This is a genomic window from Actinomycetes bacterium, assembly GCA_036510875.1.
Classification (GTDB): domain Bacteria; phylum Actinomycetota; class Actinomycetes; order Prado026; family Prado026; genus DATCDE01.
On sequence record DATCDE010000322.1, the window covers coordinates 1 to 5793 of the forward strand.

At 68.4% G+C, this 5793-nt stretch carries 9 protein-coding genes; 5 read left to right on the forward strand and 4 right to left on the reverse strand.

Annotated elements, in window-relative coordinates; genetic code table 11:
• The coding region (locus tag VIM19_18485) for an IS110 family transposase (protein HEY5186835.1) at positions 1-230 on the reverse strand (230 nt) is incomplete at its 3' end.
• 175 nt (positions 231-405) lie between these two features.
• On the opposite strand from VIM19_18485, the gene VIM19_18490 reads away from it, so the two are divergent.
• The 3 genes from VIM19_18490 (at position 406) to VIM19_18500 (ending at position 2132) form a co-directional block, all read left to right on the forward strand.
• Positions 406-1191 (forward strand): alpha/beta hydrolase, encoded by a 786-nt coding sequence (locus tag VIM19_18490; protein HEY5186836.1) that lies wholly within the window; start codon positions 406-408, stop codon positions 1189-1191.
• A 321-nt stretch (positions 1192-1512) separates the two neighbouring features.
• Positions 1513-1854, forward strand: coding sequence for a type II toxin-antitoxin system Phd/YefM family antitoxin (locus tag VIM19_18495; protein HEY5186837.1), 342 nt, complete (start codon positions 1513-1515; stop codon positions 1852-1854).
• Complete coding sequence (locus tag VIM19_18500) at positions 1851-2132, forward strand: type II toxin-antitoxin system RelE/ParE family toxin (GenBank protein ID HEY5186838.1); 282 nt, start codon at positions 1851-1853, stop codon at positions 2130-2132. The genes VIM19_18495 and VIM19_18500 overlap by 4 nt, the downstream gene beginning before the upstream one ends.
• Before the next feature lie 231 nt (positions 2133-2363).
• Here VIM19_18500 and VIM19_18505 read toward each other — a convergent pair whose 3' ends face one another.
• Both VIM19_18505 and VIM19_18510 read right to left on the reverse strand, forming a co-directional pair.
• Entirely contained in the window at positions 2364-3734 is a 1371-nt protein-coding gene (locus VIM19_18505) for an IS1634 family transposase (protein HEY5186839.1), read from the reverse strand.
• Entirely contained in the window at positions 3698-3952 is a 255-nt protein-coding gene (locus VIM19_18510) for a DUF4277 domain-containing protein (GenBank protein ID HEY5186840.1), read from the reverse strand. Before VIM19_18510 ends, VIM19_18505 begins: the two co-directional genes overlap by 37 nt.
• Positions 3953-4044: 92 nt before the next feature.
• On the opposite strand from VIM19_18510, the gene VIM19_18515 reads away from it, so the two are divergent.
• The gene (locus tag VIM19_18515; protein ID HEY5186841.1) at positions 4045-4389 is read left to right on the forward strand and encodes a DUF6788 family protein; all 345 of its coding nucleotides are present in this window, start codon (positions 4045-4047) and stop codon (positions 4387-4389) included.
• A 435-nt stretch (positions 4390-4824) separates the two neighbouring features.
• On the forward strand, positions 4825-5196 hold the full coding sequence (locus tag VIM19_18520; GenBank protein HEY5186842.1) for a VOC family protein: 372 nt from the start codon (positions 4825-4827) through the stop codon (positions 5194-5196).
• Between the two features lie 116 nt (positions 5197-5312).
• Here the strand turns inward: VIM19_18520 and VIM19_18525 are convergent.
• The coding region (locus VIM19_18525) for an ABC transporter permease (protein ID HEY5186843.1) at positions 5313-5793 on the reverse strand (481 nt) is incomplete at its 5' end.

Below are 5793 nucleotides of genomic sequence, written 5' to 3' on the forward strand. Positions count from 1 at the left end.
GCCGTCATCCCATACGGGTGCGCCAAATGCACCTGGCACCCAGCGGCCTGCAAAGCGTCCACCGCCCAGTACCAGCCGTACGTCGCCTCGATCGCCACTGGCACACCACGACCAGCACGACGCACCTCCCGCACCAACACCTTCGGGTCGTTGTCGACCTGCTTGCACGAGAGTTCCTTGCCAGCATCGTCGATCCGGCAGATCACCGACCGGCGGGCATGCAAGTCCACCCCGACCCACTGCCCAACCGGGCTAGCGTTACCCGTCGCGGGCCTCCCTTCCAACGTGCGGATGATGAGAACCCGAGGATCCTTCGGGCACCCACCGGAGCGGGAGGCCCCGCTCCTTATGGCATCACATCGGTGCGGCCTTGTCAGCGGGTCCACGACGGGTGCAGCCTTTCCAATGACGGCCTGGGATGTCCTTCTACTGCCGGGAAGCGTGCTACCGGCCTCCGTCGCCTACCCGGCCCTGATCGCCGAGCTGGGACCGGATGTGAACGCGGTCGCGAAGGAACTGGAGGTCTACGCTGGGCCGCAACCACCGCCGGACTACACGCTAGACACCGAGGTCGAGGGGATTCAGCGGGAGGCCAAGGCACACGGCTGGGATCGCTTCCACCTGGTTGGTTACTCCGGCGGCGGGGCCTCCGTCCTAGCCTTCACCGCACGCCACCCCGAGAAGGTGCTCAGCCTCGCGCTGCTAGAGCCCGCATGGGCCGGGAACTGGGACGACATGAGTCCTGCTCACCGCGACCTCTGGAAGGAATACGACCGGCTCGAACAGTTAACTCCGGGTCAGTTCATGGCCGCCTTCATGCGCATGGGGGTCCGGCTCGAGGTGGTTCTTCCGCCGCCCCCGCCGGGCGAGCCACCGCCGTGGATGGCCCTTCGCCCGGCAGGGATCGCTGCGTTTCTTCGCACGTTCCGGACCTACGATCTGGACCGGTCAGTGTTGGCTCGGTTTGACCGGCCCGTGTACTTCGCGCTGGGGGGGCTAAGCAACCCTGACGAGTACGGCGAGATCGCTGAGCGTCTCGGGCGGACGTTCCCCGACTTCACACTCGAAGAGTTCCCAGACCGGCACCACTTCGATCCTCCGCACCGCGTGGAACCCCAGGCGCTCTCCCGATCGCTTCGTGCCCTGTGGTCGCGAGCGGAACCGCAACCGCAGACTGCAGGATCGCGATAGCGGCACCCGCACCTACCGGATATTGTTCTGCGTTCACACTCCCAGGCTGAACCATTCCGACTGCGTTGAGCCGATCAAGTGAAGACCCGTCCCGGTGTTTGGAGGTCTTCGCCATGTCTGAGTCGTCTGAGCTGATGAGGTCCCAGCTCCGCGTCAGGCAACCTTCGCGCTCTTGACGGTTTCGGCCTTGGCAAGTACCTCCCGTAGTTTCGGATGGCTGGCGGGCTGAAGCGCCCCTGGGTTGATGCCGCGTCATTGCGAGTTGGCCAGGACACAAGTCCACTGGAGGATGTTCGCGGAACCCGGGTTGGGTCCGCGTGCGTGGCCTACGACGCTGAGTCGGCTCTCACGGGTCCGCGCTGGACATCGACCGCCGATAGCGCCACAATTGTGGTCATGACGACTCAGTCTCTGCGCGACGTCCGTGATCACCTGTCCGAGGTCATCGATCGGGTGGAGCACCAGCACGACCGCGTTGTGGTGACCCGCAACGGGAAGCCGGCAGCGGTCATCCTCAGTCCTGAGGATCTTGCCCAGTTGGAAGAGACCATCGACGTCCTGGGCGACCCGCAGACGCTGGCCGACATCCGCGAGGCCGATGCGGCCTACGCGCGTGACGATGTCATCCGCGGTACGGATGCAGTGCGCCAGCTGCGCCCGTGACTGAGCAGCCCTACGAGATCGTCCTGACCCCGCCCGCTCGTCGGGCCATCACCGACGACTTACCGGAAGCGGTCGCGGCCGCTGTCATCGACTTCGTGACCACCGCCCTCCTGGACAACCCGCACCGGGTCGGCAAGCCGCTCCGCGATGACCTCGAGGGGATCTGGTCCGCTCGACGCGGTACCTACCGGGTGCTCTACCGGATCCGCGAAGACCCCCGCGAAGTCGTCGTGCTACGTATCGATCACCGGCGTGACGCCTACCGATCGAACTCGTAATTGCGCGTCTCGACGGGAGCTCTCATGGAACGTCGCGCTGTAGCGATCTCGTGTTGACGGCGTCAACAGCCGGACCCGACGGGACCCGATAGGTCCCGACGGAATCCGACGGGTTGTGCTCGCCACCATCGGGTTCCGATGGGTTCAGACGGTTCGGACGAGTTCGATTCCCGCCTCCGGGCGGGCCTGAGTCGGTCCAGTGGTCGATCAAAATCACGTGTCAGCAGAATGTCAGCAGCACCGCCCGGACAGGGCTGGACAGTGCGAGACGCTCGACGACGTCGGTGGCTCCCTGACCAGCGGTGACGGTGATCCCGCCGATGTCCAGCGTCGTCCACCACTGCACGCTCGCGTCGACTCGTTCGGCGGCTCATAACCCAGAGGTCGCAGGTTCAAATCCTGCCCCCGCACGGCCCTGATTCTGTGTTGGCGGAACAGTGGTGCGGCGTTTTGGACGCTGGTGAGCAGGTGGTGCCGGCGTTCGAGGTGGGGCTGGTAGCGGTAGGCGGCCAGGACCTGCGCGTCGGTCATCAAGGTGTCGTTGGTGACCAGCGGGAACATGCCGTCGGTGACCGCGTCGTAGGCCAGGACGTCCAGGCGGGTGTTCCAGCTGATGGTGTGCCGGGTGCGGGTGGTCTTGCGGTAGCGGGTGTCGGCGCCGGGGCGGCCGCGGTGTTCCTGACGGAAGGACTCCTCGGTGGTGGCGGTGACGGTGACGGTGAGCCAGCGGCTGGCGCCGGCCTTGTCCAGCGCTTCGGCGGCGGCGGTCTCGACGGCGACGATGGTCTTGTAGCGGCACTTGGGTCCGGCGAGCTTGATGGCCAGGGCGTCGATCGCGGCCGCGCCGGCTTCGATGCGGGCCTGGCGGGTGGCAGCGTCGCGGGCGGCCTTGGCGGTGCTGAGGATCCAGATGATGCGGTGGCCTTCCGCGCAGGGCAGCGGTGCGCCGCAGGTGTAGTGGACCCGGTCGGGTTCACCGCTGCGAGCCCCGGGGCGGCGGGCGGCTTCGGTCCAGTCCGGGCGGTGGGTCTGGGCCCAGTCGCGGAACCACTTGTCCTCGCTGCGGTTGCGGGGCAGCACGGTGATGAACCGGCCGCCGCGGGTGTGGATGTGGCTCATCGCGGCCGCGCTGGCGAGCTTGCTGTCGGCGACGTAGAGGAAGTCGCTGCGCCCGAGCAGCTGCACGAGACCGTCCCAGGTCGGTATGTGGGTGGGGTCGTCGTTGGTGTTGCCGTCAGCGAGGCGGTAGGCGACCGGGACCGCACCGTCGGCACTGACGGTGAGGATCCAGACCAGCTGCTTGAGGTCCGGGCGGTGGTCCTTGGAGTGCCCGAAGGTGACCACCGGCGTCGCCTTGCCACCACGGGGCGCGCCGCTGGCCCAGCGGTAGACGCCGTGCACCGAGATCGACGTCGAGTCGTTGTGCAACGCGGTGGTGTCCACGGCGAACTCGGCGACCACGCCGAGCATCAGCTCGGTGAGCAGGCCGGCCCGGTCGGCGTCGAAGAGCCGGTCCAGCGCCCGGCCCAGCTGATCATCGCCAAGAGCCTGTTGCTCGGCCTCGGTCAGTCCAGCAGCTGTGGGGCGAAGGGTGCAGCCCACTCGCCCAGCGCGTAGAGCGGCGCACGTCCGGTCAGCAGGTTGGCCACCAGCAGGCGCACCGCGGTGGCCGGGTCCAACCGGCACCGCGCATCGGCGGCCGGTAGGTAGCGGGCCAGCAGGGCGGGCAGACCAGCGCGGTCGAGGAAGTGGTTCACGATCGGCAGCGCGCCCAGGCGGTGACTGCACAAGTCGAACGGTCCGGCGACCGGTGTGCTCATCGCGACTCCCTCGACACCCCGGGACTGCCTTGCAGGCAGTATTTACCACTGTCAGCGTGGTAGGGTGTGCGACACGCGACGAGAGGAGCGGTATGATCGACGAGGAACTCGCTGTGCTGCAACGCAAGTACAAGGCAGTGCAGGCCAAGGTCCGCACCCTGGGCTTCGTGATCCCTGGCAGCGTCATCGAGCGGTACACCCTCTGCGCGAACCCGGGCTGCCACTGCCACGGCGACCCGCCAACCCGGCACGGCCCCTACCTGCAGTACACCCGCAAGCTCGACGGCAAGACCGTCACTCGGCGCCTAACCCCCCAGCAGGCACAGGACTACCGCGAGTGGATCGCCAACCGGCGAGCACTGGACGAGCTCACCACCGAGATGGACCGCCTCTCACAACAAGCAGCCGACCTCATGCACAACCCCGACCGCCGATGAACACGGGGGGCCATATCGCGCCCGAGAAGTGCGGAACGTCAGCCAGGAGGTATCGGTGAGCGCGACATACGAGTTCATCGACGCGCAGAAGGCGCTGTTCCCGGTCCGGCTGATGTGCGGGTGGGCCGCACCCTGATCCCCTTCAGGCAGGATCCAGGCGATCTGCGCCGCCTGCTCGCCGGTGGCCCGGACGTGCAGCCATCGCCCGACGGGGGCGAGCATCCGCTCGGCCAGTTGCCGCGCAGCGGTCGGGTCCAATCCGACCCGCCTCGCCGACTCAACCTCCCCGCACGGGATCCCAGCGATGGCTGCATCCATGGTCTGCCTACCGCATCGCGGGGGGCTCATCGGCCCTGTTCACCGCGATTTCACCGGCGGGGCCGCTCAGGCGCCGATGCTCTACCGCACGGTCACCGGGCACGGCAGTATGGATCCATGCTCGATCACGTGTCCATCCAGTGCGCGGACGTCGCCGCGAGCGCGGCGTTCTACCAGGTGGTGCTGGCGCCGCTCGGCGGGGAGCGGTTGATGGACTTCGGGGAGGTGGTCGCCTTCGGTGTCCGGCCGCACCCGGAGCTTTGGCTCGGCCCGCAGAACAGCGGGGAGGGGTTCCGCGAGTCTCACCTGGCCTTTGCGGCGCAGACCCGGGCCGCGGTGGATGCGTTCTTCGCCGCGGCGGTGGGGCTCGGCGCCGAGGTGCTACACGCGCCGCGGGTGTGGCCGGAGTACCACTCCGGCTACTACGGGGCTTTCGTGCGTGACCCGGACGGGAACAACGTTGAGGGCGTCTGCCACGCGCCTGGGTGACGGGGCACGTCCGGGCGGGCCTACCCCCAGGGGAACAGCATCCGGGTCGCGGCCAGCGCGGCGGCGGTGAAGGCCAGGACTGCGGCGGTGTCGGTGAGGCTCCAAGGGAGCCCGAGTCAGGGGTCTTGCACGAGCCGCACGGCGTAGGTGAGGGGGAGGGCGGACCGGATGCCCTGCATGGCCCCGGTGAGGACCTCCGGGGGTAGGCCGGTGCCGGAGAGCATCGTCATCACGAAGAACGCGCCGAGACCGGCGCCGAGCGCTGCGCGGGAGGAGCCGATGCTGGCGAACAGCAGGCCGAGCGACCCGAACAGGGCGGCGCACAGCAGCCAGGCGAGGGTGAAGCCGGGGACCGAGCGGGGGGCGTGGATGTCGTAGGTGAGGGCGGCCGCGAGGATGACCAGCCCACCGCCGACGAGGGAGACCACGAAGGAGACCGCGAACTGGGAGCCGAGCACCACCCAGCGGGGGGCGGAGGAGGCGCGCAGTCGGCGCAGCACGCCGTCCTCGCGGTAGCGGGCCAGGTGCACGGGCAGGGCGAGCAGGCCGACGGCGGCCCACACGAGGGCGATGTAGCCGGGCACGTAGAAGTCCAGC

What these genes read in the sequence shown, in the direction of transcription:
- VIM19_18490 (HEY5186836.1), top strand. Translation starts at nt 406, where the DNA reads ATGACGGCCTGGGATGTCCTTCTACTGCCGGGAAGCGTGCTACCGGCC.
- VIM19_18515 (HEY5186841.1), top strand. Translation starts at nt 4,045, where the DNA reads ATGATCGACGAGGAACTCGCTGTGCTGCAACGCAAGTACAAGGCAGTG.
- VIM19_18510 (HEY5186840.1), bottom strand. Translation starts at nt 3,952, where the DNA reads ATGAGCACACCGGTCGCCGGACCGTTCGACTTGTGCAGTCACCGCCTG.
- VIM19_18520 (HEY5186842.1), top strand. Translation starts at nt 4,825, where the DNA reads ATGCTCGATCACGTGTCCATCCAGTGCGCGGACGTCGCCGCGAGCGCG.